20 protein-coding genes are annotated in these 15,822 nt (G+C 69.1%); 14 read left to right on the top strand and 6 right to left on the bottom strand.

All coding sequences use genetic code 11. The features are described 5' to 3' along the window. Positions 1–16: 16 nt before the first annotated feature. The 6 genes from U5918_RS00660 (at position 17) to U5918_RS00635 (ending at position 5,941) form a co-directional block, all read left to right on the top strand. Positions 17–877 (top strand): electron transfer flavoprotein subunit beta/FixA family protein, encoded by an 861-nt coding sequence (locus tag U5918_RS00660; RefSeq protein WP_335998707.1) that lies wholly within the window; start codon positions 17–19, stop codon positions 875–877. Positions 878–879: 2 nt separating this feature from the next. Further along, a complete protein-coding gene (locus U5918_RS00655) occupies positions 880–2,541 on the top strand; it encodes an electron transfer flavoprotein subunit alpha/FixB family protein (protein ID WP_335998706.1) in 1,662 nt (553 codons plus the stop codon). Beyond that, positions 2,534–4,201, top strand: a complete 1,668-nt coding sequence (locus U5918_RS00650) for an FAD-dependent monooxygenase (protein ID WP_335998705.1) — start codon at positions 2,534–2,536, stop codon at positions 4,199–4,201. The genes U5918_RS00655 and U5918_RS00650 overlap by 8 nt, the downstream gene beginning before the upstream one ends. A 16-nt stretch (positions 4,202–4,217) precedes the next feature. After that, positions 4,218–4,613: a DUF8055 family protein gene (locus tag U5918_RS00645; protein WP_335998703.1), complete on the top strand. Its 396-nt coding sequence runs from the start codon at positions 4,218–4,220 to the stop codon at positions 4,611–4,613. A gap of 53 nt (positions 4,614–4,666) precedes the next feature. Next, positions 4,667–5,086: a DoxX family protein gene (locus tag U5918_RS00640; protein ID WP_335998701.1), complete on the top strand. Its 420-nt coding sequence runs from the start codon at positions 4,667–4,669 to the stop codon at positions 5,084–5,086. Between the two features lie 120 nt (positions 5,087–5,206). Continuing rightward, positions 5,207–5,941, top strand: coding sequence for a GNAT family N-acetyltransferase (locus U5918_RS00635; RefSeq protein WP_335998699.1), 735 nt, complete (start codon positions 5,207–5,209; stop codon positions 5,939–5,941). Here U5918_RS00635 and U5918_RS00630 read toward each other — a convergent pair. From U5918_RS00630 to tmcA, 3 genes are all read right to left on the bottom strand, one after another. After that, the gene (locus U5918_RS00630; RefSeq protein ID WP_335998698.1) at positions 5,938–6,093 is read right to left on the bottom strand and encodes a DUF8014 family protein; all 156 of its coding nucleotides are present in this window, start codon (positions 6,091–6,093) and stop codon (positions 5,938–5,940) included. The genes U5918_RS00635 and U5918_RS00630 overlap by 4 nt on opposite strands. A 70-nt stretch (positions 6,094–6,163) precedes the next feature. Beyond that, positions 6,164–6,676, bottom strand: coding sequence for a DUF456 domain-containing protein (locus U5918_RS00625; RefSeq protein WP_335998697.1), 513 nt, complete (start codon positions 6,674–6,676; stop codon positions 6,164–6,166). Next, entirely contained in the window at positions 6,673–8,910 is a 2,238-nt protein-coding gene (gene tmcA / locus U5918_RS00620; RefSeq protein ID WP_335998695.1) for a tRNA(Met) cytidine acetyltransferase TmcA, read from the bottom strand. The genes U5918_RS00625 and tmcA overlap by 4 nt, the downstream gene beginning before the upstream one ends. A 91-nt stretch (positions 8,911–9,001) precedes the next feature. On the opposite strand from tmcA, the gene U5918_RS00615 reads away from it, so the two are divergent. The 6 genes from U5918_RS00615 to U5918_RS00590 all read left to right on the top strand — a co-directional run bounded on the left by U5918_RS00615 (position 9,002) and on the right by U5918_RS00590 (position 12,205). Continuing rightward, positions 9,002–10,030: an NAD(P)H-dependent flavin oxidoreductase gene (locus tag U5918_RS00615; protein ID WP_335998693.1), complete on the top strand. Its 1,029-nt coding sequence runs from the start codon at positions 9,002–9,004 to the stop codon at positions 10,028–10,030. A 182-nt stretch (positions 10,031–10,212) separates the two neighbouring features. After that, positions 10,213–10,575 (top strand): 50S ribosomal protein L7Ae, encoded by a 363-nt coding sequence (rpl7ae, locus tag U5918_RS00610; protein WP_335998692.1) that lies wholly within the window; start codon positions 10,213–10,215, stop codon positions 10,573–10,575. 10 nt (positions 10,576–10,585) lie between these two features. Continuing rightward, on the top strand, positions 10,586–10,816 hold the full coding sequence (locus tag U5918_RS00605; protein WP_129070490.1) for a 30S ribosomal protein S28e: 231 nt from the start codon (positions 10,586–10,588) through the stop codon (positions 10,814–10,816). Next, complete coding sequence (locus U5918_RS00600; protein WP_335998690.1) at positions 10,816–11,223, top strand: 50S ribosomal protein L24e; 408 nt, start codon at positions 10,816–10,818, stop codon at positions 11,221–11,223. The genes U5918_RS00605 and U5918_RS00600 overlap by 1 nt, the downstream gene beginning before the upstream one ends. Next, positions 11,224–11,703: a nucleoside-diphosphate kinase gene (gene ndk, locus U5918_RS00595; RefSeq protein ID WP_335998688.1), complete on the top strand. Its 480-nt coding sequence runs from the start codon at positions 11,224–11,226 to the stop codon at positions 11,701–11,703. Between the two features lie 73 nt (positions 11,704–11,776). Next, positions 11,777–12,205: a hypothetical protein gene (locus U5918_RS00590; protein WP_335998687.1), complete on the top strand. Its 429-nt coding sequence runs from the start codon at positions 11,777–11,779 to the stop codon at positions 12,203–12,205. A 19-nt stretch (positions 12,206–12,224) separates the two neighbouring features. On the opposite strand, the gene U5918_RS00585 is transcribed toward U5918_RS00590, so the two are convergent. Beyond that, on the bottom strand, positions 12,225–12,836 hold the full coding sequence (locus U5918_RS00585; protein ID WP_335998685.1) for a metal-dependent hydrolase: 612 nt from the start codon (positions 12,834–12,836) through the stop codon (positions 12,225–12,227). A gap of 115 nt (positions 12,837–12,951) precedes the next feature. Here U5918_RS00585 and U5918_RS00580 point away from each other — a divergent pair, with 115 nt between their 5' ends. Further along, complete coding sequence (locus tag U5918_RS00580) at positions 12,952–13,335, top strand: hypothetical protein (protein ID WP_335998683.1); 384 nt, start codon at positions 12,952–12,954, stop codon at positions 13,333–13,335. A 29-nt stretch (positions 13,336–13,364) separates the two neighbouring features. On the opposite strand, the gene U5918_RS00575 is transcribed toward U5918_RS00580, so the two are convergent. Beyond that, on the bottom strand, positions 13,365–13,586 hold the full coding sequence (locus U5918_RS00575; RefSeq protein WP_335998681.1) for a hypothetical protein: 222 nt from the start codon (positions 13,584–13,586) through the stop codon (positions 13,365–13,367). An 84-nt stretch (positions 13,587–13,670) separates the two neighbouring features. On the opposite strand from U5918_RS00575, the gene rbcL reads away from it, so the two are divergent. Beyond that, positions 13,671–14,924 carry a type III ribulose-bisphosphate carboxylase gene (rbcL, locus tag U5918_RS00570; RefSeq protein ID WP_335998680.1) on the top strand — a complete coding sequence of 418 codons (1,254 nt, stop codon included), beginning with the start codon at positions 13,671–13,673 and terminating at the stop codon, positions 14,922–14,924. Positions 14,925–14,936: 12 nt separating this feature from the next. On the opposite strand, the gene U5918_RS00565 is transcribed toward rbcL, so the two are convergent. After that, positions 14,937–15,821 (bottom strand): ATP-dependent ribose-1-phosphate kinase, encoded by an 885-nt coding sequence (locus U5918_RS00565; protein ID WP_335998679.1) that lies wholly within the window; start codon positions 15,819–15,821, stop codon positions 14,937–14,939. Position 15,822: the final 1 nt, after the last annotated feature.

The raw sequence follows: 15,822 nt of genomic DNA, 5'->3' as shown, positions 1-15,822 counted from the left end.
AACAGGCGCGATATCTATGCACACACTAGTACTCACGAAAGGCGTCCCGGACTTCCGGGAAGGACAGGTGTCGTTCGACGAGGACGGACACCTCGAGCGCGGGAAGACACCGACGGTGATGAACCCCAACGACAAGCACGCGCTGGAGGCGGCCCTCCAGACGAAGGTCCGTCACGGCGGCACCGTCTCGCTGATGAGCATGGGCCCGCCGGGCTACAAGGAGGTCCTCGAAGAGGGCATGCGTGACGTCTACGCCGACGACCTCTACCTCCTCTCGGACCGCGAGATGGGGGCGGCCGACACCTGGGCCACCTCGATCACCCTCTCGACGGGGATCGACCACCTCGACGAGGAACCAGACGTCGTGTTCGCGGGGTTCAAGACCGCGGACGGGGAGACGGGCCACACCGGACCCCAGACCTGCTGGTGTCAGGACTGGCCCATCGTCACTCACGTCGTCGCGCTCGACATCGACGAGGAGGAGGGAACCCTGCGGGCCAAACGGCTCGTCGAGGGCGACGTCGAGGAGATCGAGACGGTCGAGGCGCCCCTGCCCTGCTTCGTCGTCGCGGACCCGGAGTTCGAGCCGACCTACCGGAAGGCCGATCACCGGCTCCGGCACAAGGACCTCCGCGCGGAGACCGAGCAGCGCGCCGAGGCGCTGGATCTGGACGAGGACGTCACGGTCTGGAACCAGGAGGCGCTGAACCTCGACCCGGACTTCATCGGCCTGGACGGCTCGCCCACCATCGTCTCCGGGGTCGACCCGATCCCGAAGGCGCCCTCCGAGCGGGAGGCCACGGTGATCGAACCCGGTGACGAGGAGGGGATGGAATCGCTGTTCGAGGAACTGCAGCCCTACGCGGAGGCCGACTGACCATGGAGATCGATCCGACCGAACACGACATCGCCGACCTGGGACCGAAGATCAAAGACGTCGACGACGCCGACGAACTGCGCGCGATGCTCGAGGCCGAGGAGGACGGCGAGGACCGCGCGCCAGTGAAGACGCTCATCGAGGACCGCCTCGAGAAGGTCGAGGGAGACGACGAGGACGTCGATCCGAGCGACGCCGACCTCGACGACATGACCGTCGCCGACGTGGCGAACATGGTCCGGGACATCGAGGACGTCGAGGTCCTCGAGGACCTGCTGGAACGCGAGGAAGCGGGCCAGGACCGCAAGACGGCAAAGAGCCAGATCGAGGGTCGCATCGACGACTTGCAGGGGAGCGACGACGGCGAGAGCGAGGAAGTGGTGATCGAGGACCCCGAGGAGAAGTACCCGGAACTCGACCACCCGACGGCGGACAAGAAGCACGTCCGCGCGCTCGAAGGCGGCGACTATCGGGACATGTGGGTCTACTGCGAGACCCAGCAGGGGCAGTTGATCGACGTCTCGAAGGAGATGCTCGGGAAGGCCCGTGAACTCGTCGACGGGTACAACGAGCAGTACGACGAATCGGAGTCAGTCATCGCGGTCCTGATCGGCGACGGCGTCGGCGACCTGGCCGAGGAGTGCATTACGTACGGCGCCGATCGGGTGCTCTACCACGAAGACGAGCGCCTGACCAGGTTCCGACACACGCCCTACACGGAGATATTCTGTGACATGGCGCGCAACGGCGGCCACCCGTTCGGCCGCGAGGACAGGGCCGAGGACGACTGGCGCGAGTACGACGAACCGCGCTACACGGTCTTCCCGGCGACCAACAACGGCCGGGACCTCTCGGCGCTGGCCCAGGCCGAATTCGACTCGGGGCTGGCCTCTGACTGTTCGGACCTGTTCATCGAGGCCGCCAACATCTCGAACCCGGCGAAGACCGGCAAACCCGGCGAGACGGTCGAGTTCCAGCGGGTGCTCCACATGAAGCGCCCGGACTTCTCCGGGTTCGAGTACTCGACGATCCTCTGTCTGGACAAGCCCGGCCGGGAGTTCCACCCGCAGGGGGCGTCGGTGATTCCCGGCAGTTTCGACGTGCCCGATCCCGACCCCGAACGGGAGGGAGAGGTGATCGAACACGAGATGCCCCTCGACGAGGACTGGTTCCAGGTCGAGGTCACCGACCACGACCAGCTCGAGGGCGGCGTCGATCTCACCGGGAACGACGTGATCGTCGCGCTGGGCCGTGGTATCGGCGACCGGCCGACCGAGGGGATCGAACTGGGCCTGGATCTGGTCGACCAGTTCGAGGAAGCGGACCTCGGACTCTCCCGGGGGGTCATCACGGCCTCCTACCAGTTCGCTGGCCACGTCGAGCAGTACGTGGCCGAGGAGCGACAGATCGGCGAGTCCGGCCAGGAGGTCGAACCGGACGTGTACATCGCCGCGGGCATCTCCGGGGCCGTCCAGCACAAGGTCGGGATGGACGAATCGGACACGATCATCGCGATCAACACCGACCCCGAGGCCGACATCGTCGGCTTCTCGGACTACTTCGTCGAGGGCGACCTCTTCGAGATCCTGCCCGAGCTGACCGACTCCCTGGAGAAAGGCGAACTGGACCTGAAGGCGCTGGCTGGAGGTGCATCTGATGACTGACGACTACGAACACTACGAAGCCGTCGTCGTGGGAGCCGGTCCCGGCGGCGCGGCCGCGGCGGCGACGCTGGCACAGAACGACGTGGAGACGCTGGTCCTCGAACGCGGGGTGGAGGCGGGCTCGAAGAACGTCTCGGGCGGCCTGCTCTACGCCGAATCGTCCGCGCCGTACACCATCGACGGCCTCTTTCCCGAGTTCCGGGCCGAGGCGAGCGAACGGCCCGTCACGGAGTACTACCTCCACAACGTGGCTGGCCGCAAGGTCGAGACGATCGACCTGACGGACCTCCACGAACACGACACGGAGTGGTCCGACGCGGTCCTCCGCCGCCAGATGGACGGCTGGCTCGAAGACCGGGTCCACGAGATGACCCGCGAGACCGGTGGCGGCCTGCTGACCGACGTCCGCGTCGACGGCCTGCTCCGGGAAGCCGGCGAGATCGTCGGCGTCACCTGCGAGGAACTGGATCCGATCAAAGCCGACACCATCATCGCCGCCGACGGCGTCAACTCCGAACTGGCTCGCGACGCCGGCCTGATGGACTGGGAGGACCCCGAGGAGTGGTTCCAGGGGGTCAAGGCCGTCGTCGACATGCCCGAGGACGCCATCGCGGAGCGGTTCGGCGTCGACGAAGACGAGGGCGCGGCCCACCTGTTCTCGGGCGACCTCTTCGAGGACGTCCGGGGCGGCGGCTTCTGCTACACGAACGAGGACTCGCTGTCCATCGGGACCGTCTTCCACCTCGATTCGCTGGTCGCCGAGGCGGCCGAACCCCACGAACTGCTCGACGCGCTGCTCACCCATCCGTTGCTGGACCAGTGGCTCCAGGGCGACTACGAGGAACTGGAGTACGGGGCGAAACTCGTCCCGGACTCGAAGAAGGTGGCCAACCCCTCGCCCCACCGGGGGCGGCTCATGCTCGTCGGCGACGCCGCGGGGCAGATGCAGGCCCAGGGGCCGATCATCAAGGGGATGAACCACGCGGTGTCGGCGGGCGCGCTCGCCGCTGAGGCGTACGTCGAGGCCGACTCCCGTGGCCGAGCGACCGAGGCCGGCCAGCGCTACGAGACGAAACTCCGCGACGAGGGCGTCATGAAGAAGCTCCGGCCGACGCAGTACACGGCCGCGAGCGCCGTCGCCGAGCGGGGCGCGGTCGCGTCGGTGACCGACCGGCTCGTCGACTCGGCGGTCGGTCGGCTGGGAATCAGGGCGGCAGACCGGCTGGGCGTCCTCAAGCGCGCGTTCAACTCGCCGTTCGTGATGGCGGTCATGCCCGACACGAAGACGCCGTACGTGACCGCGCCGACGGTGATCGCAGAGACGCTCGGGACGCCGGTCGACGGCGACAACGAGATCGAGCCGCCGGACCTGGCCGACCGCATCGGCGACCTGACCTACGACGTGGGCGACCCCCACATCGAACTCCTCGACAACTCCTTCGAGGCCAGCGGGGCGGCCGTCGCGGCGTGCCCGGTCAGCGCCAAGGACTTCGGTGGGGGCTGCTACCGCGACGAGAAGGTGCAGACGAACGGCCACGAGGAACACCTCGTGAGCCTCGACACCCAGCCCTGCGTCGAGTGCGGCACCTGCGCCATCGTCGCCGACACGGAGTGGGAACACCCCGCCGGCGGCAAGGGCGTCGAGTACAACCAGGGCTGAGGTTCGATCTCGCTCGATGGCAGACCAGCACTCGTCGTATCACCGCCGCATCGAATCGGTCGTCGAACGCTATCGGGCGGACCGGGCCGCGTTCGAGCCCCCGACCGACCCACCGGCCGCCGACGCGGCGATGGAGTACTGCCGCGAGGGGGTCGGCCCGGCGGTCATGGTCTACGTGGACGCCCGCGCAGGCGACGAGGACGTCCGCTTCACCGAGCGGGAGTTCGACCTGCTCCACGAGGCGCTCAACGGTTACCTCTCCCTGTACGCGGCCTGCTACGGCGTCGAGACGGCCCCCGACACGACCGTCCGCGAGGCCGCGGAGTTGCTGCTCGACACCCACAACGTCGGCGACGTGGCCGCGGTGCTGACGGGCGTTCCCGAGCGGACCGGGTCCGGAGACGGGGAGTGAAGACCCGAATCGAGATGCGAAGACCCAAACCCGAACGGTCGCGATGACCTGACGTGTCGACGTCGACTATCGGGGTCGGGCGGGCGAAAACGCCGCTCGTCTACCTCATGGGGACCGCCTACGTGATCGCCGGGGTGTTGCACTTCCTCGTTCCGGAGCTGTACGTGCAGATCGTCCCGCCGCAACTCCCGTGGCCCACTGGCCTGGTGTACCTCTCCGGCGTGGCCGAAATCGCGCTCGGGATCGGCGTGATGGTTCCGCGAACGCGCAGGATCGCCGCCTGGGGGCTCGTGGCCCTCCTGCTCGCCGTCTTCCCCGCGAACGTCTACATGGCGATGTCGGGCGTGGTGATCCAGGGCGCGCCCGGGCCGATCGCCGATCCGTCGACGCTGGGTCGCTGGGGGCGACTCCCGCTGCAGGTAGTCCTGATCGCGTGGGCCTGGTGGTACACGCCCCCCGAACCCACCGCCTGAACGCTCGAATCGGGCGATATCGGGGCGGTTCGCTCCTCGTGTTGGCCGCCGGAAAACTCGTAACCGCGGAGACTCGTAGCCGCATCAACAGTTAAGTACTGCGGGCTGGTAACAGCCCACATGGAGCTTACGGAGCAACTGGAGTTCGATCACCGCGGGCGCAAGGACGTATACGAGTACGTGGAGAGTCACGGGGACGTCGCACAGGAGGAGGCACGAGACGCGCTGAAGATGGATCCACGGGAGTTCGGGCACCACGTCGCGATCCTGAAACGCGACGGGGTCCTCGAGGAGGCCGAAGACGGCCACCTCCAGATCGCATACGACGAGGCCGCCGAGGAGGAGTACGCGGTCGAGGATGTCGAGTACACGATCAGACAGGCCCGGCAGGCGGACATGACGGGCATCGTCGGCGTGATGCGGTCGGCCATCGACGCGGGGACCTACGTCGTCGCCGAGAGCGTGGCCGACATGATCGACCACGAGGAGGTCCTCCTGCGGCACAACGAACTCGAATCGCGGATGTTCTTCGTCGCCTGTGTCGAGGGCGACGTCGTCGGCTGGGTCCACCTCGAACACCCGGAGATGGAGAAGCTGTCCCACACCGCCGAGCTGACGGTCGGCGTCCTCGACGAGTACCGCGGGAACGGCATCGGCAGCCACCTCCTCCAGCGCGGTCTGGAGTGGGCCGCCCAGCAGGGGTACGAGCGCATCTACAACAGCATCCCCTCGACCAACGAGGGCGCCATCGCGTTCCTGAAGGAACACGGCTGGGAGGAGGCCGCGCGTCGGGAAGACCACTACAAGCTCGGCGGCGACTACATCGACGAAGTGATGATGGAGATCGACCTCTAGCTGTCGAAGTCCTCTAGCGGATCGGCGACGACCCCGTCTTTTTGCGCCCAGACCCGAGCGTGCCCGGCACAGACGACCCGATTCTCGTCCCACGGGATGTGCAGCCGCACGCTCGCTGACTCCTCACAATCCGGTTCCGTACACGCCGCCATACGACCGCTTCGAGGGGCTACCTTACAGCCGTTGCGCTGGGGACCCGACGGCAGTGAGTCCGCTGGCGACTCAGAGCACGACGGCGAGCAGGAACCCCAGGAAGAGCAGGCCCGTCAGCAGGAACTGTGCGACGGTGCTCGCGAACATCCCGACGGTCGTGTACGCGGCAGTGCGGGCGCTCGAACCCGCGTCGCCGGTCCGCCGTAACTCGGCGAGGAAGACCACCCCTGCGACGCCGGCGAAGATGCCGACGGGGCCGGCGACGAAGAAGAGGGCGAACCCCGCGACGCCCGCCAGGACGGTCGTGCCCGTGCCGGCCCCACTGACCTTCGCCGAGATGGCGCCGGCGAACCAGTCGACGGCGATTACGACCAGGCCCAGCGACACGAGGGCGATCAGGACGGGCAGGCTGGGATCCGCGTAGCCGGTCGACCACCAGTAGAGGAGGACGCCCGAGACCGAGAGCAGGGCGCCGGGGACCAGCGGGACGAGGCTCCCGACGACCCCGACCAGCGCCAGGCCGAGCGCGACCCACGCGAGCAGGTCGAGACCGAGGACGGTGGTGAGGACGACGCCGGTCATCGGTACCGATCGGCCTCCGTGCGCGCGGCCGCCGGGCCGAACTCGTCGACGATCGGTTCGAGCGCGTCGCCCAGCGCCCGCATCGCCCCCGCCGTCGAGTGGTAGTCGAGTCGATTTGCGACGGCGTCCCAGGGCCGTCCCTGGAGCGGTTTGGCGACGAGGAGCCGCTCCTCGCGCGCGGAGAGCCCGAGGTCGACGTCGCTCGCGAAGTACGTCAGGGTGAGCCGTCGGTAGGACTCGGGCGCGGCGTCGAACAGGCCGGGACCGAAGGCCGCGCTCGCGACGTGGCGCCACTCCCAGTCGTCGAGTTCCGGGTCGACCGTCCGGTCGAGCGCGTCGAGAGTGGCCCGCGCCACGTCCGGGTCGAGGTCCGCGAGCGGGTCGGCGAGCACGCCACCGATCCGTGACAGGAACTGGTCGGCGTGGCGTTCGAATAGGTCTCGTCCGGCCTCACTCGCGGGATCGAGCATCAGCGCGGAGTACTCCCCGCTCTCGTCGTTACGAGTCGTCGAGAGGTGCACAGGCCGGTACCCGTTCTCGGCCCAGAAGTCGAGCAGGTCGGGGGTCGCGCCGTAGCCCACGCCGAGCCAGTCGACGGAGTCCTCGAACTCGGCGCGGATCTCGGCGAGCAACCGCGAGCCTAGGCCGCGGGATCGGGCCGCGTGGTGGGTCGCGATCCGGAGGACGCGCTGGCCCACAGGAATGCCCGCCGACTCGTCCCGTAGCTGGGTGGTGAGCACGTCCGGCAGCATGTTCCCGCGGATACGCCCGCCGTCGTACATCTCGGCCCGGGTTTCTGCGTCGAGGCTGCCCTCGCGAGCCAGCAGGGCCACGGAAACGACGTGGCCGTCGTGCAGCAGCGCCCGGACGGTGACGTTGGGCGCGTCGAGGACCCGCGCCAGGTCGTCGGGTTCCGTCCGGTAGTGCGCGAGCACGAGCAGCCCGAACGCCTCGCGCAGCAGGTGTTCGTCGGCCAGCAGGTCGGCCGGGGCGAGTCGCTCGTACTCGACGGTCTCCGGCGTCGCGTCGGTCACGAGCGTGTCCACCGGCGGCCCGGCGTCGAGCAGGAGCGCCCGGAACGCCCACACCTCGACCGGATCGCCGGCGGCGTAGCGGATCGGTTCGGCCAGGCGCGTCTCCGTCACCTCGAAGTCGCTCTCGGCCAGCCGATCGCGAAACCGGACCGAGAACCCCCGGCCGGCGCCCTCGTAGCCGTGGACCGTCGTCGCGAACGCGACCGCGGGGGCGTCGAGGAAGTCGGCGAGGAGGTGAACCGGGAGTGCGGCCGCCTCGTCGACGATCACCGCGTCGGGGTCGCCGGGCAGGTCGACCGCCTCGACCGCTCGTCGGAACCGGACCCGGCCTTCCGGAGCACGCAACTCGTGGGGCGTCTCCGGGTCGTCGACGTCGACGAGGGCGTCCGCGTCAGCGAGTCGTTCGCGTGCGCGGGCGAGGACTTCCGCCGCGTTCCTGTAGGCCGGTGCTGTCACCAGGACGTCCCGCCCGGCGAGCGCCAGGGCACCGGCTGCCAGTCCAGCGGCGCTCGACTTCCCGCGACCGCGGTCTGCCTCCACGACGACGGCGCTTCCTTCGGCGTCGAGGGCCTCCAGCGCCTCGACGGCGTTCGCCTGATCTGCGGTCAGGCAGGCGGCGTAGACGGCGTCGGGAAACCGGCGCGTCCCGGCTTCCGGAACCGGCTCGCGAGGGAGTCGGGGAGCGGGGTGGGTCAGCCCGTCGCGTTCGACCCGCTCCTCGTCGGCGTCGACGATGGCGATGCCGGGGTGGACCCGGAGCGTCTCGACGAGTCGCCGTCTGAAGTGGCCGGTGACCGCTGACACCTCGGCGGGTGGGGCCGCCAGCCCCGCGTCGAATTCGTCGCGCCGGTCGGGCCAGTCGTCGAGGGATGGCGTCGAGAGTATCAAAAGTCCGCCGCCGTCGACGGCGCCGACGGCGCGGCCGATGACGTTCGGTCCGCAGGCCGCGTGCAGGTCCAGGACGACGGCGTCGCGAGTGCGCCCGAGCAACTCCGCCGAGCGCTCGGGCGGCAGGTGGTCGCAGTCGAGAACCGGCTCCGGGGCGATCAGCGTCGCGTCGGCCGGGTCCACGGCGGCCGCGTCGAGCGCGTCGGCGGCGAGCGAGCGGGTCCGATCGGGTTCCCCGGCGAGGACGAGCAACCGGCGCTCGCCGGTCTCGCGGGCCTCCTCGCGCAGTCGGCTGACGACGCCGTCGAGCATACGCCCTATCGAGGGGGCTCGGGCTTGTGTCTGGCGGTCTCGGCGGTCTCCGGGCCCGAACACTGAATTGCGCGGCCCCGGAACTGCGTGTATGTCGACGCTACGGACGCCGCTCTGCGACCGGCTCGGAATCGATGTCCCGGTGGTGCAGGCTCCCATCGGGAGCGTCTCCTGCCCCGAACTCGCGGCCGCGGTCTCCGAGGCCGGCGGTCTCGGGACCCTCGCCGTCACGTGGCTCCCGCTCGATGCGACCGAATCGGTGATCGAAGCGACCCGCGAGCGCACCGATCGCCCCTTCGGCGTGAATCTCGTCCTCGATCCGGATACGACGATCCACGAGACCGGGGCCCACCTGGAGACCTGTCTCGACGCGGGTGCCGAGATCGTCTCGTTTTCCTTCGGCGACGCCGCGCCGTACGTCGACCGGGTCCACGAGGCCGGCGGGACAGTGGTACAGACAGTCGGGAGTGCAGCGGAGGCGCGCGAGGCAGTGGACGCGGGCGTCGACGTGCTCGTCAGTCAGGGCTGGGAGGCCGGCGGGCACGTCCAGAGCGACGTGGCGACGATGCCGCTCGTCCCTGCGGTGGCGGACGCCACCGCCGAAGACGTCCCAGTGATCGCTGCCGGTGGCATCGCCGACGGTCGAGGGCTGGCCGCGGCACTCGCACTCGGGGCCGACGGTGCCTGGCTCGGCACGCGATTCGTGACCGCGACCGAGTCCCGGGCACACGCGGACTACCAGCGGGCCGTCAGGGACGCCGACGCGCTCGACGCCGTGCGCTCGGAACTGTACGACGGTGGCTGGCCGGGCCAGCCCCACAGAACGCTGGCAAACAGCACGTACCAGGACTGGACCGAGGCGGGCGAACCGCCCGCTGGGGAGCGCCCGGGCGAGGGCGAAGCGGTCGCTCGGTACGGGGACGGGCACCCGGTCGCGCGGTACGACGACGATCCGCCGCTGGCCGGCATGGACGGCGACGTGGAATCGCTCGCGATGTACGCCGGACAGAGCGCCGATCTGACCGGGGCGGTCCGGCCCGCCGCCGAGATCGTCGACGAACTGGTCGCGGAGGCTCACGATCGTATCGATTCCCTGTCAGCATTCACTCGCGACCCCTGACCGCGGCTCAGTTGGCCCGTAACTCATGTGTGGAGGGCTGACACGGCAGTGACGGCATCGAAAGCGCTTTTAGCGGGGGATAGCCAATGAAGGGATACAGCCTGCGCGGGGTTGATGATGCTCCTAGCCTCTCAGGACTATCAGGCGGGGGAGTGCGAGCCCACGCGCGGGAGGTGAATACAATGTCAGTATACGTCGATTTCGACGTCCCAGCCGACCTCGCCGAAGACGCCCTCGAGGCGCTCGAGGTCGCACGGGACACAGGAGTTGTAAAGAAGGGTACGAACGAGACGACCAAAGCCGTCGAGCGAGGTAACGCGGAACTCGTCTTCGTCGCCGAAGACGTCCAGCCGGAGGAGATCGTGATGCACCTCCCCGAGCTGGCCGACGAGAAGGACGTCCCCTATCTGTTCGTCGAGTCCCAGTCCGACGTGGGACACGCGGCCGGGCTGGAAGTCGGGAGCGCCGCCGCGGCCATCGTCACCGCCGGCGACGCCAGCGAGGACGTCGACGACATCGCAGGGAAGCTCGAGGACCTTCAGTGAGTGATCAGCGATGAGCGCTGAAGAAACCGAAGGCGACGGCGGCTCGACGCCAGCGGAGGTCATCGAAGTCGTCGGCCGAACCGGTATGCACGGGGAGGCCATGCAGGTCAAGTGTCGCATCCGCGAAGGCGAGAACCAGGGCCGAATCATCACCCGGAACGTCCTCGGTCCGGTCCGCGAGGGCGACGTGCTACAGCTCCGGGAGACGGCCCGCGAGGCCGATCAGATCGGAGGACAATAATGCCACGAACTCGCGACTGTGACTTCTGTGGCGACGATATCGAACCCGGCACCGGGACCATGCTCGTGCAGAACGACGGCTCGACCGTCATGTTCTGCTCCTCGAAGTGCGAGAAGAACGCCGACCTCGGCCGCGAGGCCCGCGACGTGGAGTGGACCGCGTCCGGCCGGAGCGCCGGCAGCAAGCGCGCCGCCGAGACAGCGGACGAACCCGCCGAGGACGAGACCGAGGAAGCACCCGAAGCCGAGGAAGAACCCGCCGAATCCGAAGCGGCCGAGGACGAAGCCGTCGAGGACTCGGACGCGGCCCCCGACCTCGAAGACGCCGAATCCGAAGCGGTCGACGAGGACGAGGCGGCCGACGACGGCGACGAGGAAGAGGCCGAAGAGGAGGAGGCCGAGGCGTAAATGAGCCACCACGACGAGCGGACGTTCGTGATGGTAAAGCCCGACGGAGTCCAGCGCGGACTGGTGGGCGAAATCATCGGTCGCCTCGAAGAGCGCGGGCTGAAGCTCGCCGGCGCGAAGTTCATGCAGATCGACGAGGAACTCGCCCACGAGCACTACGGTGAACACGAGGACAAGCCCTTCTTCGACGGCCTTGTCGAGTTCATCACCTCCGGTCCGGTGATGGCCATGGTCTGGGAGGGCGCCGACGCCACCCGGCAGGTCCGACAGATGATGGGAACGACGGACCCCGCCGAGGCCCAGCCCGGAACGATCCGGGGCGACCTCGGCCTGGACCTCGGGCAGAACGTCATCCACGGCTCCGACCACGAGGACCCCGGTGCGAACGAACGGGAGATCGACCTGTTCTTCGACGAGGAGGAACTCGTCGACTGGGAGAAGTCGGACGCGACGTGGGTCTACGAAGACGTCGATCACTGACGCGGGGACCGCAGCCTCACTGTCGGGGCGACCCCACCGAACCTATTATGCGGCGACGTGTACCGATAGCGGAATGACTCTCCTGTCGACACTGCAGCATCAGTCAGTTCGGGCCATCCTGTACCCGCTCGGACTCTGGGTCGTCATGGCCGTCGTCGCGGTCGTCAACGGTGGGATCCGCGAGGTCGTCCTGATCCCCCGTACCGGAGAGTACGCCGGGCACGTCCTCAGCACCGCCGTCCTGGTGACGGCCATCCTCGTCCTGTCGGGGGCGTACTTCTCGTGGACGCCCGTCGAGTACACGTGGGCGGAGTTGCTGCTCGTCGGCGTCGTCTGGACTGTGCTGACGGTCGGATTCGAGTTCCTGGTCGGTTACGTCGAGGGGACGCCGGTCTCGGTGACCGTGGGACAGTACAACGTGCTGGCCGGACAGGTCTGGATCGCGGTCCCGCTGGCGCTCCTCTTCTCGCCGCTCCTGTTCGGCTGGTATCTGTCACCGTGAGCCATCGGAGGCCGATCGCTCACGGTTCCTCGGTCGGCCACTCGCGGACCGGCAGGAACCGCTCGAGCGGTTCCGGACAGATCCGCCTGAGGACGTCGACGACGTCCCAGAGCCGCTTGCGGATCAGGACGTAGCCCGCGGAGAGGGCCAGTGCACCCAGCGCCAGCGATCGGTTCGCGGTGGAGCCGAGCAGGAGCATCGGGAGGGCGGCGACGCCCGCCACCAGGAGGTCCTCGGGGGCGCCGTCGTACCGGATCCAGCGGCGAGCGTCCAGCCAGTTGCCGCGGAGGTGGTCGTAGACGGCCCGGTCGCAGGTGTAGCGCCACGGGCACGGCTCGGTGCTGCCGCCGAAGATATCCGTCGTGGCGTGCACGCCGAGTCCGACCGCGAACGCGGCCAGGGTGATCGTCGTCGGTGACGGCGCGACCGCGGCCAGGCCGATGACGGGGAGGGCACAGAGCGGTGCCAGGACAGGGAAGTGGAAGGTTCGGCGGTGCTCGAAGGCCAGATCGAGGTCCGGGAGCAGGCCACCGAGGAAGCCGGCGGTCATCGCCGCCGGGGCGACCTCGGGAGCGACGAGGACCGTCACGCTGGCCAGGGCGGCACCGACGAACGCGTGCGTCGTCGCCATCATGGCGTCTCGACACACGTAATCGCCCGAGCGGAATGACCTTTGTGGGACCCCTCCGGCAGGCGACCACTCGTCCCGGGGATAGTTATTTGCCGGCAGACGGGCCAGTGAGTCTATGCCCGAGCGCTCGCTGAACGACCTCCACCGGGACGAGCGGGGGACGGTACCGCTTGCAGCGGGGGCCGGATCGACGCTGAGCCTGCTCGTGAGCGTCGTCCTCGGCGCGCCGATCCTCGCGGCGCTCGTCGGCGCGGCCGTGCGACGGGAGCGGGCGTTCGACTACGTCGCCACCGCGGGCGCGTCGCTGGTCGCGGTCTTCGTGCTGACGGGGACGACCGGGTACGCGACGCACTGGACCGTCATCGGGATCCTCGCCGTCCTGGCCAGTCTCGCCGGCCACTGGCTCGGTTTCAGGGACGACCGCGCGAGTCTGCTGATCGTCGGGTGCATCTACGCGGCGCCTGTCGGACTGGCCGTTGCGTTACTGGTCACGCTCTGAACCGACGAAGCGAGGGGACGGCGACGGCGTCAGTTCGTGAAGCGTTCGACGGAGAGCTCGACGAGCCGGGCGACCGTCAGCGCGAAGGCCCGGACCATGCGGTGAAACAGCGTGAAGAAGGCCCGAACGGCCCGCGCCAGGCGCAGCCCGAACCGGTAGACCTGCCAGAGACCGCGCAGCAGGGTGGCCCGCTCCGGGTCGTCGATCTGGCTGAGCATGCGCGAGACGCGGACTGCGGGCGCCGTGGTCATCTCACTTGCACGTTGCTCGAACCTGCTCCTTACCCGTTTCGCTCCCGGCGGTATTTTAAGTCCCACCGCGGTCAACGGTGTGGCATGCCCGGCATCAACTACGAGGACTTCCTGGACCTCGACCACGACCCTCGCGACTCGGAACTCGTCTGTACCTTCGCCGTCGAGCCGGCGAGCGACATGGACCTCGAGGCGGCGGCCGGCCGCGTCGCCTCCGAGAGCTCGAACGGGACGTGGGCCGAACTCCAGGTCGAGGGGTCGATCACCGACCTCTCGGCGACGGCCTTCGAGATCGACGAGGAGCGCGGGACGGTCACCGTCGCCTACCCCGACGCCCTGTTCGAGGCCGGCAACATGCCCCAGGTGCTCTCCTGCATCGCCGGGAACATCCTGGGGATGAAAGCCGTCGAACGCATCCGCCTCCTCGACTGCGAGTGGCCCGAACCCCTGGCGACTTCCTTCCCCGGGCCGCAGTTCGGGACGAGCGTCCGAGAGGAAGTCTTCGGCGCCGGCGACCGACCGATCACGGCGACGGTCCCGAAACCGAAGGTCGGGCTCTCGACCGACCAGCACGCGGAGATCGGCTACCAGGCCTGGACTGGTGGCCTCGACCTCCTCAAGGACGACGAGAACCTCACGGATCAGGATTTCAATCCCTTCAGGGAGCGCCTGACCGAGTCGCTGGCCCAGCGCGATCGAGCCGAGGATGAGACGGGGGAACGCAAGTCCTACCTCGTGAACGTCACGGCCGACGCCCACCGGATGCTCGAACGGGTCGATCTGGTCGCGGAGCACGGCGGCGAGTACGTGATGGTCGACGTCGTCACCTGCGGCTGGGCGGCGGTCCAGCGGGTGCGCGAGCGCTGCGACGAGCACGGCCTGGCGATCCACGCCCACCGGGCGATGCACGCCGCCTTCGACCGGGTGCCCGACCACGGCGTGTCGATGCGCGTCCTCGCGCAGATCACGCGCCTGTGCGGTGCGGATCAGTTGCACACCGGGACCGCCGACCTCGGCAAACTCGAGAACGAGGACACCGCCGGCATCAACGAGTGGCTCTACGGCGACCTGCACGGCCTGCGCGACGTGCTCCCGGTCGCCTCCGGCGGGCTCCACCCCGGACTCGTCCCGGAGTTGATCGATCGGCTCGGGACGAACCTCTGCATTCAGGCCGGCGGCGGGGTCCACGGCCACCCCGAGGGAACCCACGCGGGGGCGAAGGCGCTCCGCGCGGCCGTCGACGCCGCCGCGGCCGGCGAGTCCATCGAGTCGAAGGCCGAGCAGGTGCCGGAACTCGCGACGGCCGTCGAGAAGTGGGGGACCGAGACGCCGCGGTGAGTCAGGAGAATACTAGTTGGCGAGCAGACCCTCGATTCGGTCCCAGGACAGTTCGGCCTTCGCTCCGCGCTCGGCCGCCGCGAGCGCCCCGCAGGCGTTCCCCACGGCGAGACAGCGATCGTAGTCCGGGTCGTCACCGCCGTCGAGCCAGACGGAGAGGAAGCCGGCGGCGAAGGCGTCGCCCGCGCCGGTCGTGTCCACGGCTTCGACGGGGAAGCCGTCGTGACTGGCGTACCGTCCGCAGGGGGTCAGCACCTCCGCGCCGCCCGCGCCGTGTTTCAGCGCGACGGTCTTCGTCAGGTCGTCGGCCGGGCCGAAGTACTCCTCGATGGCCGTCGCGGCCTCGCGCTCGTTGACGAACACGAGGTCGGCACGCGCGAGCGGCGCCGCGAAGTCGCGGGCGTCGATCCGCCGTCCGGGGTCGAAGCTCACGGAGATCTCCTGATCGTGGGCTCGATCGGCGAGCGCGGCGGCCGTGTCCGGGTCCTGGCTCGTCAGGTGGAGGTGATCGGCGGCCCCGAGCGTCTCCGAATCGAGGTCGTCGGCCGCGAACGCCTCGTTCGCCCCCTCGTTGCCGAGGACGGCGACCTCCCCCGCCGGATCGACGACGAGGTACTTCACGGCCGTATCTCCCTCGGAGATCACCAGCGGGCCGCAGTCGACGCCCGAGTCGTCGAGCGAGCGCTCGGCGAGGTGGCCGTGCTCGTCGTCGCCGACGCTCCCGAGGATCGCGGGGTCGTCACCGAGCGCGGCGACCCCCGTCGCGACGTTGCAGGCGCTGCCGCCGCAGGACTGGGCCTGGTCGGCGATGGTGGCCTCGCCGTCGGCCGCGGGCAACCGGTCGACAGAGAGCGTCACGTCCCAGTTGACGTGGCCCGCACAGACGATCCGCGCCACG

Source organism: Halorientalis sp. LT38, assembly GCF_037031225.1.
GTDB lineage: Archaea > Halobacteriota > Halobacteria > Halobacteriales > Haloarculaceae > Halorientalis > Halorientalis halophila.
Note: the sequence above shows the minus strand (reverse complement) of the source record. Positions and strands in the feature narration are given on the sequence as shown.

Coding starts and splice junctions, on each gene's coding strand:
- U5918_RS00660 (WP_335998707.1), top strand. CDS start 17: ATGCACACACTAGTACTCACGAAAGGCGTCCCGGACTTCCGGGAAGGA.
- U5918_RS00655 (WP_335998706.1), top strand. CDS start 880: ATGGAGATCGATCCGACCGAACACGACATCGCCGACCTGGGACCGAAG.
- U5918_RS00650 (WP_335998705.1), top strand. CDS start 2,534: ATGACTGACGACTACGAACACTACGAAGCCGTCGTCGTGGGAGCCGGT.
- U5918_RS00645 (WP_335998703.1), top strand. CDS start 4,218: ATGGCAGACCAGCACTCGTCGTATCACCGCCGCATCGAATCGGTCGTC.
- U5918_RS00635 (WP_335998699.1), top strand. CDS start 5,207: ATGGAGCTTACGGAGCAACTGGAGTTCGATCACCGCGGGCGCAAGGAC.
- U5918_RS00630 (WP_335998698.1), bottom strand. CDS start 6,093: ATGGCGGCGTGTACGGAACCGGATTGTGAGGAGTCAGCGAGCGTGCGG.
- U5918_RS00625 (WP_335998697.1), bottom strand. CDS start 6,676: ATGACCGGCGTCGTCCTCACCACCGTCCTCGGTCTCGACCTGCTCGCG.
- tmcA (WP_335998695.1), bottom strand. CDS start 8,910: ATGCTCGACGGCGTCGTCAGCCGACTGCGCGAGGAGGCCCGCGAGACC.
- U5918_RS00615 (WP_335998693.1), top strand. CDS start 9,002: ATGTCGACGCTACGGACGCCGCTCTGCGACCGGCTCGGAATCGATGTC.
- rpl7ae (WP_335998692.1), top strand. CDS start 10,213: ATGTCAGTATACGTCGATTTCGACGTCCCAGCCGACCTCGCCGAAGAC.
- U5918_RS00605 (WP_129070490.1), top strand. CDS start 10,586: ATGAGCGCTGAAGAAACCGAAGGCGACGGCGGCTCGACGCCAGCGGAG.
- U5918_RS00600 (WP_335998690.1), top strand. CDS start 10,816: ATGCCACGAACTCGCGACTGTGACTTCTGTGGCGACGATATCGAACCC.
- ndk (WP_335998688.1), top strand. CDS start 11,224: ATGAGCCACCACGACGAGCGGACGTTCGTGATGGTAAAGCCCGACGGA.
- U5918_RS00590 (WP_335998687.1), top strand. CDS start 11,777: ATGACTCTCCTGTCGACACTGCAGCATCAGTCAGTTCGGGCCATCCTG.
- U5918_RS00585 (WP_335998685.1), bottom strand. CDS start 12,836: ATGGCGACGACGCACGCGTTCGTCGGTGCCGCCCTGGCCAGCGTGACG.
- U5918_RS00580 (WP_335998683.1), top strand. CDS start 12,952: ATGCCCGAGCGCTCGCTGAACGACCTCCACCGGGACGAGCGGGGGACG.
- U5918_RS00575 (WP_335998681.1), bottom strand. CDS start 13,586: ATGACCACGGCGCCCGCAGTCCGCGTCTCGCGCATGCTCAGCCAGATC.
- rbcL (WP_335998680.1), top strand. CDS start 13,671: ATGCCCGGCATCAACTACGAGGACTTCCTGGACCTCGACCACGACCCT.